Raw genomic sequence first — 20,898 nt, forward strand, 5'->3', positions numbered from 1 at the left:
ATACGTGCCGGCTCGCGGTGGTATGCAGAACCTGCCGTCGGGCCATTCGAGGGTGGGGTTGCCCTTGTCGTTGGTTCCGGGGGTGGGTGCGGTGGGTCCGCGCAGCGGCGCCTCGAACGTTTCGCGGATGCCCGACGGCAGGTTCTGCATACCACCGCGAGCCGGCACGTATCCGGCGTCGCCGGGTTTGGCGTCGGGGTTGGCTCCGGCGACCGTGATGTTCTCGTTGGACACCAGTTGCAGCGCGTCGGCGACGCGACCCCCGTTCGGGCCGAGCTTGTCCATCATCGCGCGAATCTCGGCCGGGCTCTTGCCATCCAGCGACCGCGAGAGCTGGTTCAGGTAGTCCATCTGGCTGGCCGGCAGTACCAGCTCACCGCGCGCCAACGCTTCCTGCTCCTGCGGGGTCAGCGTGGTGTTCTCCTCGAGTCGCGCGAGCTCTTCGGGGGTGAGCTCCCCGTCTTGCAGCGATTCGCCGTCGGCGCTGCCCTGCTCGGCGGGGGCGGTTGGATCGCCGCCGGTGGCCGCGGACAGCACCCGGGCCAGGTCGCCGTCGACCTCCTCGGCGGCGGCCAGCACCGCGACCGCGCGGTTCTCCACTTCGGCCATCTTCTTCTCGAGCTGCGCGATCTCCTCGTCGGTCCACCCGGTCGTGTCGGGAGGAGTGACCGTGCCGGTGTTCAGGTCCAGCTGCACCGCCGGGGCGGCGGCCGCGTAGTCGACGAGGCTGTTGAGGTCGTTCTTGACCGAGCGGGCATCGGCCGCGGCCTTCTGCGCGCCGAGCGACACCAGAATGGCTTCCTTCTGCGTGGTGTCGAGCTTGGTGGCCGACTGCTCGATGGCCTGCTGCGCGGCCTCGCCGGCCCGGCCTTTCCACGACCCGAACACCGAGAGATTGCGCAGCGCCTCGGCGGTCTCACCGCTGGTGCGAGCCCGGTGCGCCGCGGCTTTGGAGACCTCGTCGATCTGCTCGGGTTGCCAACGCGCAACGTCGGCCAACGTCATCCCCACGGGTCAGAGCCCCATGGTGCCCAAATTCGATCCCGCAGACTCGATTTCGGTAGCAGCATTGTCGTCCGTGCGTACATACTTCGCCGCTGCCGAGCGCAGATCCTCGGCATGTTTGACGAGTTCGGTGTAATGCGCGGCGGACTCCTCTTCCCACTTCGTGGTGGTTGCTGAGAGTCCCGAGGCGCTCGAGCCGATCCAGCCGGGCGCGGCGGCGCCCATTCGCTCGTGCGCGGTGCCGTGGGCAGACCTCAGGCTGTCGGCGGCCGCGTTGACGTGGTCGGCGGCCATCCGGACCTCCAAGGGGTCTACCCGCAGATTGTCGCTCATTCGCCTTTCCCAACGCTCGCCGGCGGTCCAAGGGACACACATGTTTGCCGGCCAACATTACCATCGCCGCGATACCCCTAGATGCACGAATTTCGGGCGGTCCCAGCGGGGTGTCGGTGGAGTGCAGAAGTTTGCTGGGATCGGTTACCCCAACCGCGCGACGAGCGCGTCGGTCACTTCGGCGGTCGACGCCCGCCCGCCGAGGTCGCCGGTCCGGGTCTCCGGCGCGGCCAGTGTCGACTCGATGGCGCCCAGCACCTCACCGGCGGCGTCCGCGTGTCCGAGATGCTCGAGCATCAGCGCCGCCGACCACACCGCGCCGATCGGGTTGGCGATGCCCTGCCCGGCGATATCGGGGGCCGATCCGTGTACGGGTTCGAACATCGACGGGTACTGCTTGGTGGGGTCGAGATTGGCCGACGGTGCTATCCCGATCGAACCCGCGACCGCGGCGGCGAGGTCACTGAGGATGTCGCCGAACAGGTTCGAGCCGACGACGACGTCGAATCGCTGTGGCTGCAGCACGAACTTGGCGGCCAGCGCGTCGATGTGCTCGCTGTCGAGCCGCACGTCGGGGTAGTGCGACGCCCGCTCGGCGACGACCTCGTCCCAGAACGGCAGCGTGTGCACGATGCCGTTGGACTTGGTCGCCGACGTCACGTACCCGCGGCGGGTGCGGGCGAGCTCGAACGCGAAGTCCGCGATGCGGCCGACGCCGTTGCGCGTGAAAACCGACTCCTGGACCGCCATTTCGTCGGGAAAGCCGCGGTTGAGCCGTCCGCCGATCTCGCTGTACTCGCCTTCGACGTTCTCGCGGACCACGACGAAGTCGACATCTTGCGCCGTGCGCAGCGGGCTTTCGACGCCGTCGAACACCCGGATCGGCCGCATGTTCACGTACTGGCGGAACGCGCGGCGGATCGGGATGAGCAGACCCCACAGCGACACGTGGTCGGGCACGCCCGGCCACCCGACCGCGCCCAGGAAGATGGCGTCGAATCCGCGCAGTGTCTCGATTCCGTCGTCGGGCATCATCGCGCCCTGGTCCGCGTAGCGTTGACACGACCAGTCGAACTCGGTGTACGACAACGCGATTCCATGTTTCTTCGCGACCGCGTCGAGCACCGCGCGCGCCGACGCGATAACCTCGGTACCGATCCCGTCACCGGGAATGACGGCGATATCGGTCATGTACCCAATCCCAAGAGGCTGATCATCAGCGGCAGCAAGATGATGATCAGGATAGCGCCCGCGATGTCGAAGGCGACGCCGGAGCGGATCATCTTCGTGATCGGGACGACGCCCGAACCGTAGACGATCGCGTTCTGTGGGGTGGACACCGGCAGCATGAAGCCGAACGACGCCGCGAACGTCGCCGCCAGCGCCGGCACGAACGGGTTGATGCCCGCGGCCACCGCCACCGGTATCACGATCGGCACCACCACTGCGGCCGACGCGGTGTTGCTGGTGGTTTCGGAGACGATGATCGCCAGGATCACCGCGAAGATGGTGATCGCGATGCCGCTCGTCAGGCCGAGCGCGTCGTTTACGGAGGTGCCGATGGTCTCGGCTAGCCCCGTCGAGGAGATCAGCGAGCCGAAGATGATGCCGGTACCGAACAGGATGATTGTGCCCCAGTCGATTTCGGCGGCGTCCTTCCAGCGCAGCGTAAACTCGCGGCTCTGCCAGTCGGTGGGCAGCAGGAACAGCAGCGAGGCGCCGAAGACCGCGACCACGCCCTCGTCGAGGCGGTCGCTGACGAATTCGTAGGTGGTGGACTCGGTTCCGGTGATCACCGCGAACACGCCGGGCAGGATCCACAGCGTCACGGTGACGCCGAACGCGATTAGCGTGTTCTTCTCGGCCCGCGACAGCTTGCCCAGTTTCTCGCGTTCACTGGCCACGTATTCGGCGACGCCGTCGATGCGTTTGATCTCGGGTTTGTTGAGCCGCAGCAGGATCAGCGCCAGCAGCAGGAACATCACGAAGCAGATGGGAATCGCCAGCACCATCCACTGTCCGAAGCTGATCCGCTCGCCGGTGGCCTCTTCGATCAGCCCGCGCCCGATCAGGTTCGGCGGGCTGCCGACCGGAGTGAGCAGGCCGCCGACGCTGGCGCCGTAGGCGAGCATCAGCATGAGGGCCGCGCCCACCCGCAGCCGTTGCGGGTCGAAGTCGGGTTCGACGTCGCCGCGCTGCTGGAGGAGCTTGGCGATCACCGACAGGATGCCGATCGCCGTCGGCAACAGCATCGCCACCGTCGCGGTGTTGGACACGAACGCCGACAGCAGGGCCGTGATCGCGCCGAACGCGATGATGACGCCGGTGGTCGAGCGGCCGGCCCGCGGTAGGGCCAGGATGCGGAACGCGAAGCGCCGCGCCACACCGTGTTTGAGCATCGCCTGGGCGAGGATGAACGCGCCGATGAACGTGAAGATGGTCGAGGATCCGAACGGGCCGAGCACATCGTCGACGGGTGCGACCCCGAGGAACACCGCGACCGCGACGCCGAGTAGGCCGCCGATCGGGATCGGCACCGCCTCGGTGATCCACAGCGCGATCACGCCGAGTAGGACCGCCCCGAGCACCTGTTGCTCGCGGGGGATGTCCATCGGCAGGACGAGGAAGACGGCGGTCAGCAGCGGGGCGAGGAACAGGCCGAGCGTGCGGCGGCCCTTCTCGAACCGTTCCTCTCGCGGCGAGAGCTTCTGTTCGCCCAGGCTTCGGTAGGTCGCGCTGCCGAGCAGGGCCTTGTCGACGTCGGTCGGTGTGACCTGGTTCTCCGTGCTCATTGCCGGCTCCGTCCACCCGGTGGTGTGTGCAACGCCACAATCGCCGGGAAGGAGTGCCCGGTCGATGGGCGGGGCTAAACATCGCGAGCGCGTCCGGCCGGTCGCCGAACGTGGGTTACCCGCACGCTTCAGACGCGAAAAGTGTGCGGGTAACCCACGTTCGCGCCAGAAGTCGGCGGCGCGGGCGGCGCGGGAGTAGTCAGGGGCACGGGCGGCGGGCGAGCGTTGGGGGCGCGCGGGAGGTCAGGTGCGCAGGCGGCGCGCCAGGCCCGACGCGCGCACGGCCCGGCGCTGCACGGCGGCCCGCACCGAGGCCTCCGGGCCGACGACGCGGATCTTCTCTTTCGCCCTGGTCACCGCGGTGTAGAACAACTCGCGGCTGAGCAGCCGCGAATCCTCGGGCGGCAGCAGCACCGTGACCTCGTCGGCCTGGCTGCCCTGCGACTTGTGAATCGTCATCGCATGCATCGTGTCGACCTCGGCGAGCCGGCTGGTCGCGAACTCCAACCGTTCCGTGCCGGCGATGACCGCGCGCAGCACCCCGTCGCGCAGCACCGTCACCCCGGCGTCGCCGTTGTAGAGGTTGAGCCCGTAGTCGTTCGCGGTCACCAACACCGGCCGCCCGGCGTACCACGTCGACCAGATCGGCTCGCCGGTCAACTCCGACAGCCACCGCTCGACCTGATGGTTCCAATACCGCACCCCGAACGGGCCGCGGCGATGCGCGCACAGCAACCGGTGTTCGGCCAAGATGCCCAACGCCGCGTCGCCATCACCGAGAACCGCCGCCGTTCGCAGCGCAATCGCGTTCGGCACCAATACTTTACGGAGCTGCTCGGACGGCTCCTCGGTGTCCACCCATTCGATGTGGTCTCCGCCCGAGCGCAACACGTCAATGACCGTGTTCTCGTCGCCGGTGCGGATCGCGGTGGCCAGCCGCCCGATCGACTCGCCGAAGCGGTGCGACGTCTTCAACTCCGCGATCCGGTCCTCGCCGAGACCGTCGACCAGGTCGGCGAGGACCGCACCCGCCTCCACCGACGCCAACTGGTCCGGGTCGCCGACCAGGATGAGCCGGGCCTCCGGCCGCACCGCCTCCAGCAGTCGCGCCATCATCGTCAGCGATACCATCGACGTCTCGTCGACGACGATCACGTCGTGCGGCAACCTGTTGTAGCGGTTGTGCCGAAACCGCGCCGACGTGTCCGGCCGGCTCCCGAGCAGGCGGTGCAACGTCGTGGCGTGCAGCCCGGACAACGCTTGGCGGTCGGCAGCGTCGAGTTTGTTCACCTCCAGTTGCACCGCCTCCTGCAGACGCGCGGCCGCCTTGCCCGTCGGCGCCGCCAACGCGATTCGCAGCCGTGTTCCCCTCGTGAGGAGGGCGAGCAGGCGCGCCACCGTCGTGGTTTTCCCTGTGCCCGGCCCGCCCGTGAGCACCGTCAGACCCTGTGACAGGGCCAGTTCCGCAGCGGCGCGCTGCTCCTCGAAGCCCGGCGGGAACAGCCTGTCCAGGTCCGGCAACGGCGGGGTGGGCCTGCCGGCGGTCATCGACAGGATGTCGTCGCACACCTGCTGCTCCTCGAGCCAGTACCGGTCGAGGTACAGCAGGTCTCCGTCGACGTGCAGCACCGGTGGCCGACCGGTCAGCGGGTGCGCGGCGATGGCGGCGAACCAATCGTCGACGGCGGGCCACGGTAGCCCGTCGATGCCGACCTGCTGCTCGACGGTCCGCAGGTTCAGGCATACCGACCCGTTGCGCAGTGCGCGCACCACAAGCCCAACAGCGAGCGCGACCCGTTCGTCGGGCGCCTTGACGAGATCACAGAGCCGTTGTGCAACATGTACATCCGACGCATCGAGAACTTCGGCGTCGCTGAAGGTGCGCAGCAGCCCGGTGGCGCTGATCGCCCGCCGCCACTCCACGCCGGTCACGCCGCGGCCCTGCCCGCGTCGAGCAGATCCGACAGCGCGGTGATCAACGCCGTCGGCGGTTTCCAGCTGAACACACCGGCGGGATGACCGTCCTCGATCGGGGTGTCCGACCCGCACATCCCGCGCAGGAACAGATACAGCACGCCGCCCAGATGCCGCTCGGGCGTGTACCCGGCCAGCCGCCACCGCAGAAAGCGGTGCAGCACAACGCTGTACAGCAACGCCTGCAGCGGATAGTCCGAGTGCAGCATCGCCTCGGCCAGTCGCGGGCGGGAGTAGTCCGCCGCGGTGAGGGGCCGGTTGGGGTCGCCGAGCCAGTTCGTCTTGTAGTCGACGACGAGGTAACTGTCGTTGATGCGCAGCACCGCATCCACCGAGCCCGACAGGTAGCCCTTCAGTGGTTGCGGTCCCAGGCCCGCTCCGGTCAACCGCTCCGCATACGAGGCCAGCGGGTCGTCCGCGGGTAGGTGTGCATGTAACAGCTCGCCGACGTGAGCGAGCCGGATGTCGGGCGCAGACCTGCGCAAATCGCCGCCCGCCAAGGGGAATTCGAAGTCCATCTCCAGCATCCGGTCCCGCAGCCCGATCTGCCGGAGCGTGGCGCCGTCGGCCAGTGGTCCGAGCGGCGTGTCGTGCATCGGCACCATCGCCGCCGCCAGCTCACCGGCGTCGACGTCGACCGGCCACCACGCGGAGTGCTCACGGATCCGAGCCTGAAGTTCCGCGGCGAGATCGACGGCGAACGGATCCGCGGTTTCGAGCACCGCGTGCACCAACGAGCCGAACTTCGCGCCGGTCGGCAGCTCGGCCATCGGCGACGGCACGTCGGCCCCGACCGCCTCTGTCGTCAACGGGATTTCGGCGACCTCGTCGTCGAGTTCGGCCACTTCGGGTTCGCTGCTGACCGGTGTCGCCTCGACCGCGCGGATCAACCCGCTGTAGGACGTTCGGCGCCACGCCGTGTCGATGAGACGGTGGAAATGGCGGGCCCGGACTTCTTCGGGACCGGGCGGCTCCGGGCGCGCGGGCCTCGGACGCGGCACCGACTCCTCGATCACGGGTCCGCCGACGGCCTCCCACTCTCTGAAGCGCGCCATTGCGTCGTCATCGGAAACCTTGCCGGGGACAACGACATCCGGAACCATCGGCTCGCCGGGCCGCCGGCCGCGCAGCAGCCGTGACAGTCCACCGTTCGGCTCGTCACGGGAGGGCGCCCACCAGGCGACCAGTTGCGACTGGGCCCGCGTCATCGCGACGTACATGAGGCGGCTGTCGTCGCTGGCGTCCTCCTCGCGGCCCGCCTTGGACACCGCGTGGAAGTCGGGACTGTCGTTGCCGCCGATGTGCAGGCACCGTGTGTCGCCTTCGTGGTAGAGCACCAGCTCGGGTTCGAACACGTGACGGTTGAACGCGAACGGCAGATAGACGACAGGGAACTGCAGGCCCTTGGCGACGAACACAGTCATCACCTGAACGGCCGCAGCGTCGTTGTCGAGGCGGCGGAATCGCTCAGCGGCGCCGCTGCGTTCGTCGCGCTGGGCCCGCAGCCAGTCCCGCAGCGCGGGCAGCGTGAAGTGTTCGCGGTGGGCGGCCTCCTGCAGCAGCTGGGTCATGTGGGCCAGGTCGGTCATCTGTCGCTCACCGTTGCGCCACGACAACACGCGGTCGCCCATGCCGGCCAGTTGCGCAGCCTCGAAGATCGCCGCCACCCCGCGCTCTCGGGCGTGACCCGCCCACTCTCGCAGCGTCTCTGCGATGCGGTCGGTCAGCCGGTCGCCGCCCGTGACGAGTGACTCTGCCGTCTCGCCGAAGAACATGGTCGCGGCCGCCGCGCGGACCACACCGGGCCGGTGCGGCTGGTCGAACGCCTCGAGCAGCGCCAACCAGTCCTCGGCGGCGTCGGAGCTGAAGATGTCGGAGTCGCCGGTGTACACCGCGGGAATGCCCGCGTCGCACAGCGCCCGGTAGCAGACCCGCGCATCGCGGTGGTTCTCGACGATGACCGCGATGTCACCCGCACCGAGGGGACGACCGTCGAACGTGGCGCCGGCGTCGATCAGCGCACCGATGTCGCCCGCCAGATCCTTGGGGATGTGGGCGCGCAGCTGATCGATCGGCAGGACGCTGGTTCCGCTGCGGCCGAACGTGTTTCGGCGCACAACCCGCAACCGGAACGGATCGTCGCACGGGGCGCCGACGAGCCGCGAACCTTCGTGCTTGGCGGCGACGTCGTGCACGACGATCTTGTCGTGGCCCAGTTGCGCGCCGCGCAGCACCGCCTGCAGCCGGTTCACCAGCGCCTCGTCGCTGCGCCAGTTGGTGGCCAACGTCTTCTGGACGTCGGCCTTCGAGGCGGCGCTCAGGTAGGTGACGATATCGCCACCGCGGAACGCGTAGATCGCCTGCTTGGGGTCGCCGATCAGGATGAGCGTCGAACGTCCGCTGAACGCGCGGTCGATCACGCGCCACTGCACCGGATCGGTGTCCTGGAACTCGTCGACCATCACGATCGGCCAACGCTGGTGCATGCGCAGCTGCGCCGGGGAGTCATCGGCCTCCAGCGCATCGGCCAACCGGCTCAGCAGATCGTCGTAACCGAGAATCCCCTTGCGCCGCTTGCGGACCTCCAGCTCGTCGAGAACGTCTCTGGCGAACCGGACGCAGACCTCCGCGCGTGAATCCGGTGCGGGGTCCTTCGGCCGCAGCTCGGTCGCCGGGTGCTCGACGACCTGTTTGGCCAGCCGCAGCGCATCGGCATAGGTCAGCAGCGGGTTGTCGCGTTCGCGGCCGAAGTGGTGCAGGTAGAGGTCGTCGACGATCTCGGTGACGAGTTCCTCGAGGCTCTCGACCAGAGTGACGCGGGAGTCGCTGTCGCCGGCGACACCCAGCGATTTGAGCACCAGTTGGCAGAACTGGTGTGTGGTGGCGATGGTCGCGGCGTCGAACGCGGCCAGCGCGTCGCGCAGATTGCGTTCGCGGTCGGCGAGTTGGTCGGGGGTGCCCTGGAGCAGATGGTCGATGATCTCGTTGGTGTCGACGCTCGACGGGTCGACGAAAGCCTGTACGGCGTCGACGATGTGGCGCCTGACCCGGTCGCGCAGTTCCTGGCTGGCCGCGCGGCTGAACGTGATCAGCAGCATCTGGTCGAGCGTCGCGACACCCTCGGCGAGGTAGCGGGTGACGAGCCCGGCCAACGCGAAGGTCTTACCGGTGCCTGCGCTGGCTTCCAGCACGGTGGTGGAGCGGTGGGCGGGTAGCTCACCCAGAAGATCGAAGGGTTGCATCAGGTCTCCAGCGCCCGCAGCATCGGCAGCCACAGCCGCCCGGCGTAGGTGTCGAGGCCGCGTCCGACGAGGTGTGCCAACCACGTGTTCTTGCCGAACGCCAGTTGGTAGGCGGGTTCGGCCTCCTCGCCGGGATACATACCGGAGCGCCACTTGTAGCCGGCCCGCTGCTCGGGGTCGCCGTGGCCGTGCACGGCTTCGGCCCACGCGTAAGACGTCTTCACCGGCAGCGGGAGCGGTTCGCGGCGGCCCTGGTCGTACATCGCCACCAGATCGGCGAGCAGATCGCGGGCATGCTCGGCCGGCCTGCCCATCGACTCGACCCGCGGCGTGGTGCCGCGCCTGGCCCGCCCGATGCTGACCGCCTTGAACTCGCGACCGGGTTCGTGAGCCAGCAACGCCAGCAACAGGATCCACGGTTGCAGCAGATGACGGCCGTCGAGCTTGGAGTAGGTGACCGAGACCAGCCGCTCACCGTAGACCGGCGTGACGGTTCCGGTGACCCGCCGGCCACCGCCGATCTCGACGTCGATGTCGATCGCCGTCGCATCGGCGCCTCGGTACGGTCGCGCGACGTCGCAGATGAGCGAGGCCTGCTCACAGATCTCATTAGCGCGACGCCATCCGAGGTGGCCGGGAGGCAGCGTGCCGCGCCGCCACTCGGCCTGGCGCGCCTGGTCGGGATCCATGCCGCTCAACATGTCCCGCAGCACGCGATCGCCGACCGTCCACTCCTCTAGCGCATCGATGTCGACGGGCATCGCATTGTCGACACCGTCGACCTCCCACGGCAACGTGTACTCCATCGCGCGGAAGAACCCCTTGACGGGATCGCGGAAGAACCCGGCGAGATCGGCGAGTACGACGTCGTCGGGTGGGGGCGGGGGTAGCGGTCCCGAGACGAATGCCGGCCGTTCCGCGCGTTCGGCCGCGCGGGTGAGCGCCGCGCGTTGAACCGTGGAGTCGAACGTGAACGGCTCCTTCGGGATCAGCGCGCCGGGGATGACGTTGCGGGTGTCGAACGGCTGCAGTGGATGGTGCACCACAATCGTGTCGCGGACCGGGTGCTCGGTGGTGCGGTCTAGGGTGTCGAGCAGTTCGGCCAGCGGAACGGCGGGCGGTCGTTCCTGACCGGAGTACTCGTTGGCGCCGGTGTAGGTGATTACCAGCGTCTCGGTGGCCGCGCCGATGGCGTCGAGCAGCAATTGCCTGTCCTCGGACCGGATGTCGCGCTCTCCGGTCATCGGCTCACGGGCGAGCGCGTCGTCACCGTCGACCACTCCCAGCCGGGGGAACACTCCGTCGTCGAGACCGACCAGGCACACCACCCGGTGCGGCACCGACCGCATCGGCACCATCGTGCACACCGTCAGGGTGCCGGTGCGGAAGTTCGCGCGGGTCGGCCGGCCCGCGAGGTGGCGGTCGAGCAGGGCGCGGACGTCGGACAGCCGCATCAAGGTGTCTGCGCGAGTGCCCGCGGTGGCCAGCACGTCGGCGAACTCGCGCTCGAGTTGCGCTGTCTGCCAGGCATCGTCGTCGCCAACTCGGGTCAGCAAGGCGATGCTGTCGGTCAGTGCCTGCAGCCACTGCTCGAGTGGTCGCGTCCCGGTCAGGGATTGCACGGCATGTCGCAGGCGGTCGATGTACTCGGCGAGCTGGCCGGCAAGGTCGACCCGGTTGCTGCCCACGTCGTCGAGGGGCAGCGTGGTGTCGAGCCAGGCCTGGGAGTCGTCGGACATGGCCACCCCCGCCAGCACCCGGTCGATGCCGAAACGCCATGTGTTCTGGACGAAGTCGACGCCATACGGCCGGCGGTGCTCGGTGTCGAAGCCCCAGCGGATGTTGGCCTGACGCACCCAGCGGGTGATGTCCTCGAGGTTGTCGTCGGTGAAGCCGAAGCGGGCCCGCACCGGCGCGGCCTGCGCGAGGTTGAGCACCTCACTGGATGTGGCCCGCCCCCCGGCCAATGCCAGTAACTGGGACGCGACCCCGAGCAGCGGATTGGTCTGGACGAGGGACCGGTCGGCGAGACGGACCCGCAACTGATGTGCGGGATGCACGCCCTTGATCATGTCACCCAGCCCGAAACCGGCCACGATCAGCGGTGCGTAGGTCTCGATGTCCGGACACATGACGAGAATGTCGCGCGGTTCGAGCGTCGGGTCGTCGGCGAGCAGTCCGAGCAGGACTTCGCGGAGCACGTCGATCTGGCGGGCGGACCCGTGGCAGCTGTGCACCTGCACCGAGCGGTCAATGGCGTTGTGCCTCCGGTCTTCTCGCCGGATCGTGTTGTCGCCGATGTCGGATTGCAGCCACCCGAGGAGCGTGTTCGGGTGGGGCCGGCCGCCGAGATATTCGTCGGTGCGGGCGTCGTCGGGCAGCGCACGCTGCAGTTCGCGAAGGTCGCGGCCGAGCGTGGCGAGCAGAGGGTGGCCGACACGGCGATGGCTGGTGTCCTCGCGACGAGGGATCTGGCCGTGTGTTCCCTTGAGTTGCTGCCAGAGGTCGTCGCTGGGATACGGGAGCCACAAATGCAAGTCATGATGGGTGGAGAGTGCCTCGAGCAGTTCGATCTCGGTGCTGGGCAGCCGGGTGTGCCCGAACAACGACAGCCGGTCAGGCAGATCGGTCGGCGACTCCCTCAGCCTCACAACGGTTTTGGCGTGCCGGATGTGCGGCGTGTCGGCGTCGATGTGCTCGATGAGAGCGCGCCACAGCGGCGGCTGCCAGGCGAGGTCGGCCGGGATGGTGCCGTCGGCGCCGTTCTCCCAGTCGACCAGCAGCTGCGGGCGCTGGCGGGCGTAGGAGGCGAACAGCCCGGCCAACCTGCGGGCGACGGCGTAACGCCGGCCCTGCCTCAGCTCCTTTTCCTCGCCGGTTTCGAAGTGGCCGAGGTGGGTGGCCAGCGGTGTGCACCAATCCTCGGAGCAGGTGGCGTCGATGACCTCCATCAGCGGCCACACCATCGCGTCTGGCGACCACGGGTCATCCTGCTCGGTGCCGGTGAGCTCGGCGATCAATGAACGGGGATTGCGAAACGCAATGCCGGCGCAGACGCCGTCGCTGCCGGCGCCACGCCCGAGCGCGTGACTCAACCGCTGGCTCAACCAGCGCTCGACACCCTTGGCCGGAACGATCACCAGTTCCTCGGCGAACGGGTCAGGTAGGGGATCGGAAAGCAGCGTGCCGAGCCCGTCGGCGAGAAGATCGGTGCGTTCTGCCCGATGGATGTGAAGCGCCATCGCAGCCCACGATAGGAGGTCGGTCCGACGCGGCGCGGGGTTTACGGTGGCGGTCGACGTTTGCAAGCGAGGAAGCCAGGGAAGCCAACACTCGATGTTTCGTTCGATGGCCGCGATGATGACCGTGGCCGCCTGTATCCCGTTGATCGCGATGCCGGTCGCGAACGCGCAGCCATCCTGCGGTCCCGACCAAGCCGACGCGCTGCGCCTTGCGTTCGCGCAGCTGCCGTTCGAGCCGCTCACCGGCGCCAAGTGGGACACCACGCCCGTCGACAGCAACTACGACCCGTGCGCGGAACTGTCCACGATCCTGGTGACCACCGAGGGCGGCACCGGTAGCTCGCCCGTGCAGGCGCTGCTGTTCCATCGCGGTGAATACCTGGGAACGGGCACTTCCAAGGCGTACGGCTTCACCTCGTTGGACACCGCGGCCAGCAGCGACGACATGGTGGTGCTGACCTACAAGGTGCCGGGCGAGTGCACTGCCTGCGAGCCGGCGGCCATCCACAGCGCCCGGTACCGCTGGAACGGCGACCGCGCCGTGATGCTCGATCCGCCGCCACCGACGGCCTGAGGAAGGAGCGCGAGGTGAGCGAAACGACGTCACCGCGCCTTGGCCCGAAATTCCACGAGGCGCTGGGGTTCGCCGCAGAACTGCACCGCACCCAGACCCGCAAGGCCAGCGAGGTCCCTTATGTCGGGCACCTGCTGTCGGTTGCCGGGCTGGTGATCGAGGCCGACGGCACCGAAACCGAGGCCATCGCCGCGCTGCTGCACGACGCCGCCGAGGATCAGGGCGGTGACGCGACACTGGTGCTCATCGAGGAGCGCTTCGGACCCGAGGTCGCCGCCATCGTCGAGGAGTGCAGCGACACCGTCGTCACACCCAAACCGCCGTGGCGCGAGCGCAAGCAGAGCTACATCGAACACCTGAACACCGCCTCCGACAGCACGATTCGCGTGTCGATGGCCGACAAGCTGGACAACGCCAGGGCAATCCTGCGCGACCTGCGCCGCTTCGGTCCGAAGGTGTGGCAGCGCTTCAACACCGACGACCCGCACGAGCATCTGTGGTACTACCGCTCGCTGCTCGAGGTGTACCGGCGCCGCAGCGACAGCTGGTTGGTCGACGAACTGTCCCGCGTCATCGAGACATTGGCCGAGGAGATCGGCCCGCCGGTCGCCGCTACCGTCTGAGTATGAGCGCACGCGACACGGTGTGGATCTCGGCCGCAGAGGTGGCGCGGCGGCTGGATGCTGGTGAAACCCTGACGCTGTTGGACGTGCGGTGGAGCCTCGCGGAACCCGACGGCCGCGCGGCATACGAACAGCGGCACCTGCCCGGTGCGGTCTACGTGTCGCTCGACGAGGAACTGAGCGATCACACCGTCGAAGACCTTGGGCGGCACCCGTTGCCGTCCGGGTCGGCGCTTGAAGCCGCCGCCCGCCGGTGGGGCGTGCGGGCCGGGGTGCCGGTTGTCGTCTACGACGACTGGAACCGCGCCGGGTCCGCACGCGCCTGGTGGGTGCTGACCGCCGCAGGCATCGACGACGTCCGCATCCTCGACGGCGGGCTCGCGGGGTGGACTGCGGCGGGCGGCCGACTGGAATCCGGCGTCGTCGAACCCGCGCCCGGCGACGTGACCGTCGCCCACGACGACCTGTACGCCGGGGCTCGCCGGACCGTCACTGCCGACGCGCTGCTCGAGCCGGGCCGGCTGGTGCTTGACGCGCGGGCCCCCGAACGGTTCCGCGGCGACGTCGAACCGGTCGACCCTGTCGCCGGCCACATCCCCGGCGCGGTCAACGTGCCGAGCACCAGCCTGCTGAGCGACGGCGGGGCCCTGCTGGACGACGACGAGCTGGCCCGAGCGTTCGGGGATGTGGGCGACGGGGAGGTGGCGGTCTACTGCGGGTCGGGCGTCACCGCGGCGCTGACGATCGCGGGCCTGGCGGCGGTGGGTGTGGACGCGGCGCTGTTCCCCGGTTCCTGGTCGCAGTGGAGTTCGGACCCGTCGCGCCCGGTGGCGCGCGGCTCCCGACCATGACTGAGGCCCTCCAGAGATAGAGCGACCTGGAGGACCTCTGTGATGAGTGGCTGTGGGGTCAACGTTGGTAGCCGGGCTGAACCTGCTGCAGATGAGGGATGCCGTGAGTGTGGGGGGCGCCGGGGGCCGGGTGCGCGGTGAACGTCGGCGTTGCGACGATGCTGGGCGGCCGCGGCGCGGGGGAGTTGGTCTCGGCGTTGGCGGCTCCGGCGAAGGCGAGGGCGAGGGCCAGGATTCCGGCTGCCACGATCGGCAGGGCGAAGAACTGGGCGGTGCGGCGGGCGGTGTTGGCGTTCATGTCGGGATCTCCTCGTCGAGTCCGGTTGTGCGCCGGTTCTCCGGCGATGACTCAACAGTGCTGCACCGCGGCGCCGATGTCTGTCGACCGACCGGCGGGTGAACCGGACGAATCATGTGTCCACCGATCGGGGGACAGGTCCTAAGCTTCAGGGGGCGGATAGGAGCACCCCATGGACGTTCTGCGCACGCCCGACGACCGCTTCACCAACCTCGCGGGCTATCCCTTCGCGCCGCACTACGTCGACGTCACCGCGTCCGACACCGAGGCGCTGCGCATGCACTACGTCGACGAAGGCCCACACGACGGCAAGGTCGTCGTCCTGTTGCACGGCGAACCGACGTGGAGTTACCTGTACCGCACCATGATTCCGCCGCTGGCCGCCGGCGGCTACCGGGTACTGGCACCCGACCTGATCGGGTTCGGCCGCTCCGACAAGCCCAGTCGCATCGAGGATTACACGTATCAGCGTCACGTCGAATGGGTCACATCGTGGTTCTCGGCGCTCGACCTGCGCGACACGACGATCTTCGTGCAGGACTGGGGTTCGTTGATCGGATTGCGCATCGCCGCCGAACAAGATGACCGCGTCGCGCGCATCGTCGTCGCCAACGGCTTTCTGCCTGCCGGTCAGACCCCGGCCAACCTACCTTTTCGGATCTGGCGGGCGTTCGCGCGTCACTCACCGATACTGCCTGCCGGACGCATCGTCGCCTTCGGCACAGTCACCGACGTACCCGCACGCATCCGGGCCGGATACGATGCGCCGTTTCCCGCCAAACGATTTCAGGCTGGGGCGCGCGCGTTCCCGGCGCTGGTACCGACCGAGCCGGACGATCCGGCATTACCGGCCAACCGCACGGCCTGGGAAGCGTTGGGGCGCTGGGAGAAACCGTTCCTGTGCGTGTTCGGCGCCAAGGATCCCATCCTCGGCCGCGCAGACCGTCCGCTGATCGACCATGTTCCCGGCGCAGCCGGGCAACCCCACGCCCGCATCAACGGAAGCCACTTCGTACAGGAGGACTGCGGGCCCGAGTTGGCCGAGCGAATACTGGACTGGCGCACCTAACCCTGGGTGACGGTGTTTCTGGAGGTGACGTTCACCTCGGGGTCCCCGGAGTGGTAGGTCACCTGGTTGTCGAACCCCGACGCGCCGATCTGGTCGACGCTGTCGATGGTGACCTGATTCTCGACGCCCGACACCGTGACGCTCAGGCAGTGACCGAGCAGGGTCACCGTGTTGTTGACGCCGCTGACGCTGATGTTGGCGCCATTGCACTCGATCGTCTCGTTTTCGTCGACCCCGGACACGCTGTACTGCCCGCCCGCCGGTGCCACGGCGACCTTGGGCGGCTCGTCGTCCGGAAGCCACGTCGGCGCCTCGCGCGACGGCCCGATCGTCACGCTGCCGCCGCGGGGATCGTCCCCGGTCGCGATGGAAATGCCGGGCTGGCCTGCGATCTCCTCCGTCGCCGACGACAACGTCCACACAAGCGCGCCGATGCCTGCGACGATGACCACCACGACGACCGCGACAAACCCGAAGATCAACCCGAACGGCGCGCCGCTCTTCGTCGGCCCCGGGGGAAACGAGACACCGAACGGCGGTGCGCTGTAGGGAGACTGCGCGGGGTAGGGCTGCTGGTGCGGCGGACCGTAGACCGGCGGGGGCAGGGCCGACGTCTGGTAGTCGGTGCCGGCCGGCTGTGAGGTGCCCAATTCGACCGCGCCGTAGTCGGCCAGCGGTTGCTCCAGCTGCCGGATACGCGCCTCCGGGTCGTCCTCGGGTTTCATGCGCAGATGGTGCCACACCGTCGTTTGTGCCGCCTGAATAACGGCAACCCGACGATCATGATTGGGAAGCTGCGATCCACCGTCGTCGACTGCCGGGACCCGATGCGGCTGGCCACCTTCTACGCGGACGTCCTGGGCGGGCAGGTCGAGAAGCAGGACGACACCTGGGTGGTGCTCACCGATCCGCAGGGCCGACGGCTGGCGTTCCAGCTCTCGCCGGAACACGAGCCGCCGCGCTTCCCGGATCCGCGCGGTTCGCAACAGTTCCACCTCGACATCGCGGTGGACGACCCCGACGCCGCCCAACATCAAGTGCTCGACCTCGGCGCCACCCGGGTCTCCGACGCCGAGGAGGACGCGAAGTTCCGGGTGTTCCGCGACCCCGCCGGACACACGTTCTGTCTGGTCTGGGGCATCCCCGACTAGCGGCGAAGGCGATTTGCTGACCCACGGTTATCGCGGGCCCGAAGTTGGTACTCACATTCCGTGGTGGCTCCAGGGTTAGTTGCCGTGGGCAGCGGTGCTGCCGGGGTGAGCGCCGCGGAGACGTTCCGCAGCAAGCACCCCGATATCCCCGTGCGCATCCTGACCACCGACCCGGCGCTGCCGTACGCGAAGCCGCCGCTGAGCAAGGACTTCCTGTGCGGCCGCGACACCAAACTCGCGCTGCACAGCGAGCACTGGTTCGAACGCAATGCCGTCGACCTTGTCCGCGGCATCACCGTCGAGCGCATCGACGTGGACCGCCAGGAGGTCGTGACGGCGGGTGGTCAGCGCTATCCCTACTGGCATCTCGTGGTCGCCTCCGGGTCCATCCCGGTGCGACCGCCCATCCCGGGTATCGAGTCGGCCCTGACGCTGCGGTCGTTCGCCGACGCGGTCGCGCTGAAGATGGCCGCCCGCTACTCCGACTGCGCCGTGGTCATCGGCGGCGGCCTGATCGGCTGCGAGGCAGCGTCCTGTCTCGCCGAGCGTGGGGTCGCGACGATGGTCGTGGCCGCCGAACACGTCCCGCTGCAGCGCCGGTTCGGGATCGAGGCCGGTGAGCGCGTCGCGAAACTGCTGTCGGACAGCGGGGTCCGGTTCGCCGGTGAGACGGCCGTCGCCGCGATCGAGGATACCCATGTGGTGTTGGACAGCGGCGAGGCCGTCGACGCCGACCTCGTCGTGTGCGCGACGGGTGTGCGCCCCGACATCCGCCTCGCCGAAACCGCCGGACTGCAGACCCGCGACGGGCGCATCGTCGTCGACGCGCACATGCACACCTCGGCACGCAACGTGTACGCCGCGGGCGATGCGGCGCTGGCGCACAACGTCACCGCTGGCAGACCCATCGTCGCCGAACACTGGCGCGACGCCGCGCATCAAGGCCGCGTCGCCGGCCTGACCGCGGCCGGCTACCGCGCAGTTTGGGACACCGTGCCCGGGTTCTCCTGCACCATCGGCACTTCCGTGCTCAAGTACCGCGGCTGGGGTGTCGACTTCGACGAGGTCCGGTTCGTCGACCACCACACCGGGTTCACGGTCTGGTACGAGGCGGGCGGCGACGTCGTCGGCGTGCTGACCCTCAACGCCGACGACGACCACCGCCGCGCCGGCGAGTTGCTCGGCGCGGGTTGACGGACGTCTTCAGTCTGATACGAGGCCGTGCTCGAGTGCGTACATGCTGGCCCCGATCCGGTTCGAAACGTCGATCTTGGCGTACACGTGCTCGACGTGATTGCGCACCGTCTTCTCGCTGAGCACCAGCGTGGCGGCGATGGCCTTGTTGCTCGCGCCCTGTGCGACCATTCGCAGCACCTCGACCTCTCGGCTCGTGAGACCGTCCGGGCGGGGCTGTCGCCTGCCCGACGCGTGCCCGGACGCGCGCAGGACCGCATCGGCGGCCGCGGAATCCAATTGCCCCTTCGACACCCGTTCGCGCAACCGCCTCGCCGCGCCCGCGGGGCCGAGCGCCTCCCGGTACGGTCGCGGTTCCAGCGCGCTCTGGTAGCTGACCGCACACGCCAGCAACCGATCGGGCATCGTCAGCTGCCGTGCGCCCAGACCCCGCGGGTACCCGGAGCCGTCGAGACACTCGTGGTGGTTGGCCGCCACCGACGCGATGTCCTTGAGGGCCGGCACCTGAGAGAGGATCCGCTCGGTCAGGTAAGGATGCAGGCGCATGCGCTCGAACTCCGCCATGGTCAGCGCGGTGGGTTTCGACCAGACCTGGTTCGACACCCCGATGCGGCCGAGATCGTGCACATACCCGGCGCGTCGTGTCGTCGCGACAGCCTCGTCGTCGAGCCCGAGCACCTCGGCGGCGGCTGCGGCGAGATCGGCCACCGCGCGTGAATGTCCCAGTGTGAACGGGCATTTCAGGTCGACGAACTCGCCGAGGGCCATCAGCAGTGTGTCGAGCGACCCGGAGTCCAGGCGCGTTCCGCGATCGGGTGCGTGCTGCAGGGCCGTCGCCCACACGTCTCCGGTCGACGGCACCGCGAGCACGTCGGCCGGATCGGCGACGAACGCGTCGACAACCGCGGGGTCGAACTGACCCCCGCGCCTGCTGCGGGCCATCGCGACCGCGCCGTCGATGCCGTACTCGCGCTGGTGCACCTCGACCATGTCGGCGACCTGAGCGACCCGCATCTCGATTGGTATCGCATCGCCGGACGCGCCGGTCGGCAGTCCGCCGCCGTCGTAGCGTTCGAAGGTGTACCGCAGCGCGTGCTGTACGTCGGCGTCCAGGCCGATGCGCTCGGCAAGCAGGCCGGCCGACGTACAGTGCGAGTGGATCAGCTGCGAGATATGCCCTCGCGCATTGGCATACAGCGTCGCCGCCGTCCTCAACCGGGTCAGCAGTGACTCCCCGCGGCCGACGTTGGTCAGCAGGAAGCGTTGATACGGCAGGCCCGACCAGTCGACGAGGTAGGAGCTTCGTCGCACCGCGATGTCGTCGCCGAACCACCGGGCGTACTCGTGCGAGTCGGCGTGACAACCGATCCACATGATCAGCGTCGTGTAGTAGATGCAGTCACGCTGCCGGGCAGTGAGGTTCAGCCGGTCGGCCACTCGCGTCGCGATGAGTGCGGACCGCAGCATGTGCTCGGCGGGCTGACCCAGTCCGAGGTCGACCGCGACAGAGAGCGCCGCGAGCACTTCCGCCCGGGTCGGAGGCTCCTGCGGGGTTCGAGCGCCGGCCACAGCCCGATTCTGCACCGTTTGCATGCCGGATCAGTGCGATAGGTCAAGACGGACCGCATCGCGGTGACGAGTGACGTCGAACGCCTCGAACCGGCCCTGGGCGACCACGCAGATACCCCGTTGCGGCAGCTGGAAGTCGGCCAGGCTGCCTTGTATCGGGTGCGGCCCGACGGGACCGAGGTCGACGCCGTGTGCGACGGCCGACGAGTCGGCCACTGCCCACACCCGCCGGGGTGCGATGCGGAATTCCTGCCCGTTGGGCAGGTTGCCGGTCAGCCGAACCTTGCCGACGCCCAGCACCGGGCCGACGATGCGGCTCATCGCCATCAGCATTGGGCGGTTGCGCGCCGCGGCGGCGGGGATGCGTGACCCGAGGACGCTCATCAGGCGGGTGGCCGCTGTGGTTGCGATGTCAACGCGCCAATCCAGCACTCCGGCAATGGAAATCGACAGCGACCACGGTGTGAGCCACGCGGCGTCGATGGCGCAGACGACCGGGTCGACCGGTGTCGCCGAGCTGAAATACCGCGAACAGCTCTGCGGTCCCGGTGTGGTGGCGTAGAACGTCCACACCCCATCCGGCGTGCGATGCCACACCGATTTGTAGGCGGGGGAGAACGACGTCTCGGGGAAATCCCGGTAGGCGAGGTAGTGGCCGTTGGCGAACGGCAAGCCCATGACGCCGAAGCCGACGACCCGCTCCTCGTCTCCATCGGGCAGCGGCATGGTCTTGGTGGCGGCGGCGAAGGCCTGAGGTGCTGTGGTCATGCCGTGATCCTGCGCCGCCGGGCAGGCCGCCGACATGAGGCAAGCGCCCCAAAACTGTTGCGATTTGTGAGTGATTTCGTTCGGTGAGTGGCTGTTGCGATTTGTGGTTGGTTGCCGGTGGGCGGTGACAGGTTGGTGGTACAGGTTGGTGGTGTGGCCCCGGTCTATGCGGTGGCTGTGTGGAGTCGGGTGAGGTTGAGTGCTGCAGCGGCC

The 20,898-nt window shown here is 68.6% G+C and carries 17 protein-coding genes; 6 read left to right on the forward strand and 11 right to left on the reverse strand.

The features are described 5' to 3' along the window. The 7 genes from CEX87_RS26170 to recC all read right to left on the reverse strand — a co-directional run. Window positions 1–1,005 (reverse strand): TPR repeat domain-containing protein (locus tag CEX87_RS26170; protein ID WP_158220796.1); only part of this gene is annotated, 1,005 nt, incomplete at its 3' end. Window positions 1,006–1,014: 9 nt separating this feature from the next. Beyond that, the gene (locus CEX87_RS26175; protein WP_064397694.1) at window positions 1,015–1,338 is read right to left on the reverse strand and encodes a WXG100 family type VII secretion target; all 324 of its coding nucleotides are present in this window, start codon (window positions 1,336–1,338) and stop codon (window positions 1,015–1,017) included. 144 nt (window positions 1,339–1,482) lie between these two features. Continuing rightward, on the reverse strand, window positions 1,483–2,529 hold the full coding sequence (locus tag CEX87_RS26180; RefSeq protein ID WP_064418026.1) for a tartrate dehydrogenase: 1,047 nt from the start codon (window positions 2,527–2,529) through the stop codon (window positions 1,483–1,485). Then, the gene (locus CEX87_RS26185; protein ID WP_064418025.1) at window positions 2,526–4,130 is read right to left on the reverse strand and encodes an SLC13 family permease; all 1,605 of its coding nucleotides are present in this window, start codon (window positions 4,128–4,130) and stop codon (window positions 2,526–2,528) included. The genes CEX87_RS26180 and CEX87_RS26185 overlap by 4 nt, the downstream gene beginning before the upstream one ends. A 243-nt stretch (window positions 4,131–4,373) precedes the next feature. Next, a complete protein-coding gene (recD, locus tag CEX87_RS26190) occupies window positions 4,374–6,053 on the reverse strand; it encodes an exodeoxyribonuclease V subunit alpha (protein ID WP_094289790.1) in 1,680 nt (559 codons plus the stop codon). Between the two features lie 5 nt (window positions 6,054–6,058). Beyond that, window positions 6,059–9,346, reverse strand: coding sequence for an exodeoxyribonuclease V subunit beta (recB, locus tag CEX87_RS26195; protein ID WP_094289792.1), 3,288 nt, complete (start codon window positions 9,344–9,346; stop codon window positions 6,059–6,061). Continuing rightward, on the reverse strand, window positions 9,346–12,588 hold the full coding sequence (gene recC, locus CEX87_RS26200; protein WP_094289772.1) for an exodeoxyribonuclease V subunit gamma: 3,243 nt from the start codon (window positions 12,586–12,588) through the stop codon (window positions 9,346–9,348). Before recC ends, recB begins: the two co-directional genes overlap by 1 nt. A gap of 94 nt (window positions 12,589–12,682) precedes the next feature. On the opposite strand from recC, the gene CEX87_RS26205 reads away from it, so the two are divergent. The 3 genes from CEX87_RS26205 to CEX87_RS26215 are packed head-to-tail and all read left to right on the forward strand — an operon-like array spanning window position 12,683 to window position 14,636. Next, on the forward strand, window positions 12,683–13,162 hold the full coding sequence (locus CEX87_RS26205; protein ID WP_066810635.1) for an LppP/LprE family lipoprotein: 480 nt from the start codon (window positions 12,683–12,685) through the stop codon (window positions 13,160–13,162). Window positions 13,163–13,176: 14 nt separating this feature from the next. Next, entirely contained in the window at window positions 13,177–13,785 is a 609-nt protein-coding gene (locus CEX87_RS26210) for an HD domain-containing protein (RefSeq protein WP_094289774.1), read from the forward strand. A gap of 2 nt (window positions 13,786–13,787) precedes the next feature. Further along, a complete protein-coding gene (locus CEX87_RS26215; protein WP_094289776.1) occupies window positions 13,788–14,636 on the forward strand; it encodes a sulfurtransferase in 849 nt (282 codons plus the stop codon). Window positions 14,637–14,694: 58 nt separating this feature from the next. On the opposite strand, the gene CEX87_RS26220 is transcribed toward CEX87_RS26215, so the two are convergent. After that, window positions 14,695–14,934, reverse strand: coding sequence for a hypothetical protein (locus tag CEX87_RS26220; protein WP_094289778.1), 240 nt, complete (start codon window positions 14,932–14,934; stop codon window positions 14,695–14,697). Between the two features lie 172 nt (window positions 14,935–15,106). Between CEX87_RS26220 and CEX87_RS26225 the strand changes: the two genes are divergently transcribed. Then, window positions 15,107–16,003 carry a haloalkane dehalogenase gene (locus CEX87_RS26225; RefSeq protein WP_094289780.1) on the forward strand — a complete coding sequence of 299 codons (897 nt, stop codon included), beginning with the start codon at window positions 15,107–15,109 and terminating at the stop codon, window positions 16,001–16,003. Here the strand turns inward: CEX87_RS26225 and CEX87_RS26230 are convergent. Further along, window positions 16,000–16,728 (reverse strand): DUF3060 domain-containing protein, encoded by a 729-nt coding sequence (locus CEX87_RS26230; protein ID WP_198957315.1) that lies wholly within the window; start codon window positions 16,726–16,728, stop codon window positions 16,000–16,002. The two genes, CEX87_RS26225 and CEX87_RS26230, sit on opposite strands and share 4 nt — an antisense overlap. A 57-nt stretch (window positions 16,729–16,785) precedes the next feature. Between CEX87_RS26230 and CEX87_RS26235 the strand changes: the two genes are divergently transcribed. Both CEX87_RS26235 and CEX87_RS26240 read left to right on the forward strand, forming a co-directional pair. Continuing rightward, on the forward strand, window positions 16,786–17,154 hold the full coding sequence (locus CEX87_RS26235) for a VOC family protein (protein ID WP_094289784.1): 369 nt from the start codon (window positions 16,786–16,788) through the stop codon (window positions 17,152–17,154). 60 nt (window positions 17,155–17,214) lie between these two features. Then, complete coding sequence (locus CEX87_RS26240; RefSeq protein ID WP_094289786.1) at window positions 17,215–18,348, forward strand: NAD(P)/FAD-dependent oxidoreductase; 1,134 nt, start codon at window positions 17,215–17,217, stop codon at window positions 18,346–18,348. Between the two features lie 9 nt (window positions 18,349–18,357). Here CEX87_RS26240 and CEX87_RS26245 read toward each other — a convergent pair whose 3' ends face one another. Next, entirely contained in the window at window positions 18,358–19,917 is a 1,560-nt protein-coding gene (locus CEX87_RS26245) for an HD domain-containing phosphohydrolase (protein ID WP_416171932.1), read from the reverse strand. Window positions 19,918–19,947: 30 nt separating this feature from the next. After that, window positions 19,948–20,685, reverse strand: coding sequence for a hypothetical protein (locus CEX87_RS26250; RefSeq protein ID WP_064418098.1), 738 nt, complete (start codon window positions 20,683–20,685; stop codon window positions 19,948–19,950). Window positions 20,686–20,898: the final 213 nt, after the last annotated feature.

Source organism: Mycobacterium lehmannii (assembly GCF_002245535.1).
Lineage (GTDB): Bacteria > Actinomycetota > Actinomycetes > Mycobacteriales > Mycobacteriaceae > Mycobacterium > Mycobacterium lehmannii.

Coding starts and splice junctions, on each gene's coding strand:
- recC (WP_094289772.1), bottom strand. CDS start 12,588: ATGGCGCTTCACATCCATCGGGCAGAACGCACCGATCTTCTCGCCGAC.
- CEX87_RS26185 (WP_064418025.1), bottom strand. CDS start 4,130: ATGAGCACGGAGAACCAGGTCACACCGACCGACGTCGACAAGGCCCTG.
- recB (WP_094289792.1), bottom strand. CDS start 9,346: ATGCAACCCTTCGATCTTCTGGGTGAGCTACCCGCCCACCGCTCCACC.
- CEX87_RS26230 (WP_198957315.1), bottom strand. CDS start 16,728: ATGAAACCCGAGGACGACCCGGAGGCGCGTATCCGGCAGCTGGAGCAA.
- CEX87_RS26205 (WP_066810635.1), top strand. CDS start 12,683: ATGTTTCGTTCGATGGCCGCGATGATGACCGTGGCCGCCTGTATCCCG.
- CEX87_RS26215 (WP_094289776.1), top strand. CDS start 13,788: ATGAGCGCACGCGACACGGTGTGGATCTCGGCCGCAGAGGTGGCGCGG.
- CEX87_RS26180 (WP_064418026.1), bottom strand. CDS start 2,529: ATGACCGATATCGCCGTCATTCCCGGTGACGGGATCGGTACCGAGGTT.
- CEX87_RS26235 (WP_094289784.1), top strand. CDS start 16,786: ATGATTGGGAAGCTGCGATCCACCGTCGTCGACTGCCGGGACCCGATG.
- CEX87_RS26225 (WP_094289780.1), top strand. CDS start 15,107: ATGGACGTTCTGCGCACGCCCGACGACCGCTTCACCAACCTCGCGGGC.
- CEX87_RS26220 (WP_094289778.1), bottom strand. CDS start 14,934: ATGAACGCCAACACCGCCCGCCGCACCGCCCAGTTCTTCGCCCTGCCG.
- CEX87_RS26250 (WP_064418098.1), bottom strand. CDS start 20,685: ATGACCACAGCACCTCAGGCCTTCGCCGCCGCCACCAAGACCATGCCG.
- CEX87_RS26175 (WP_064397694.1), bottom strand. CDS start 1,338: ATGAGCGACAATCTGCGGGTAGACCCCTTGGAGGTCCGGATGGCCGCC.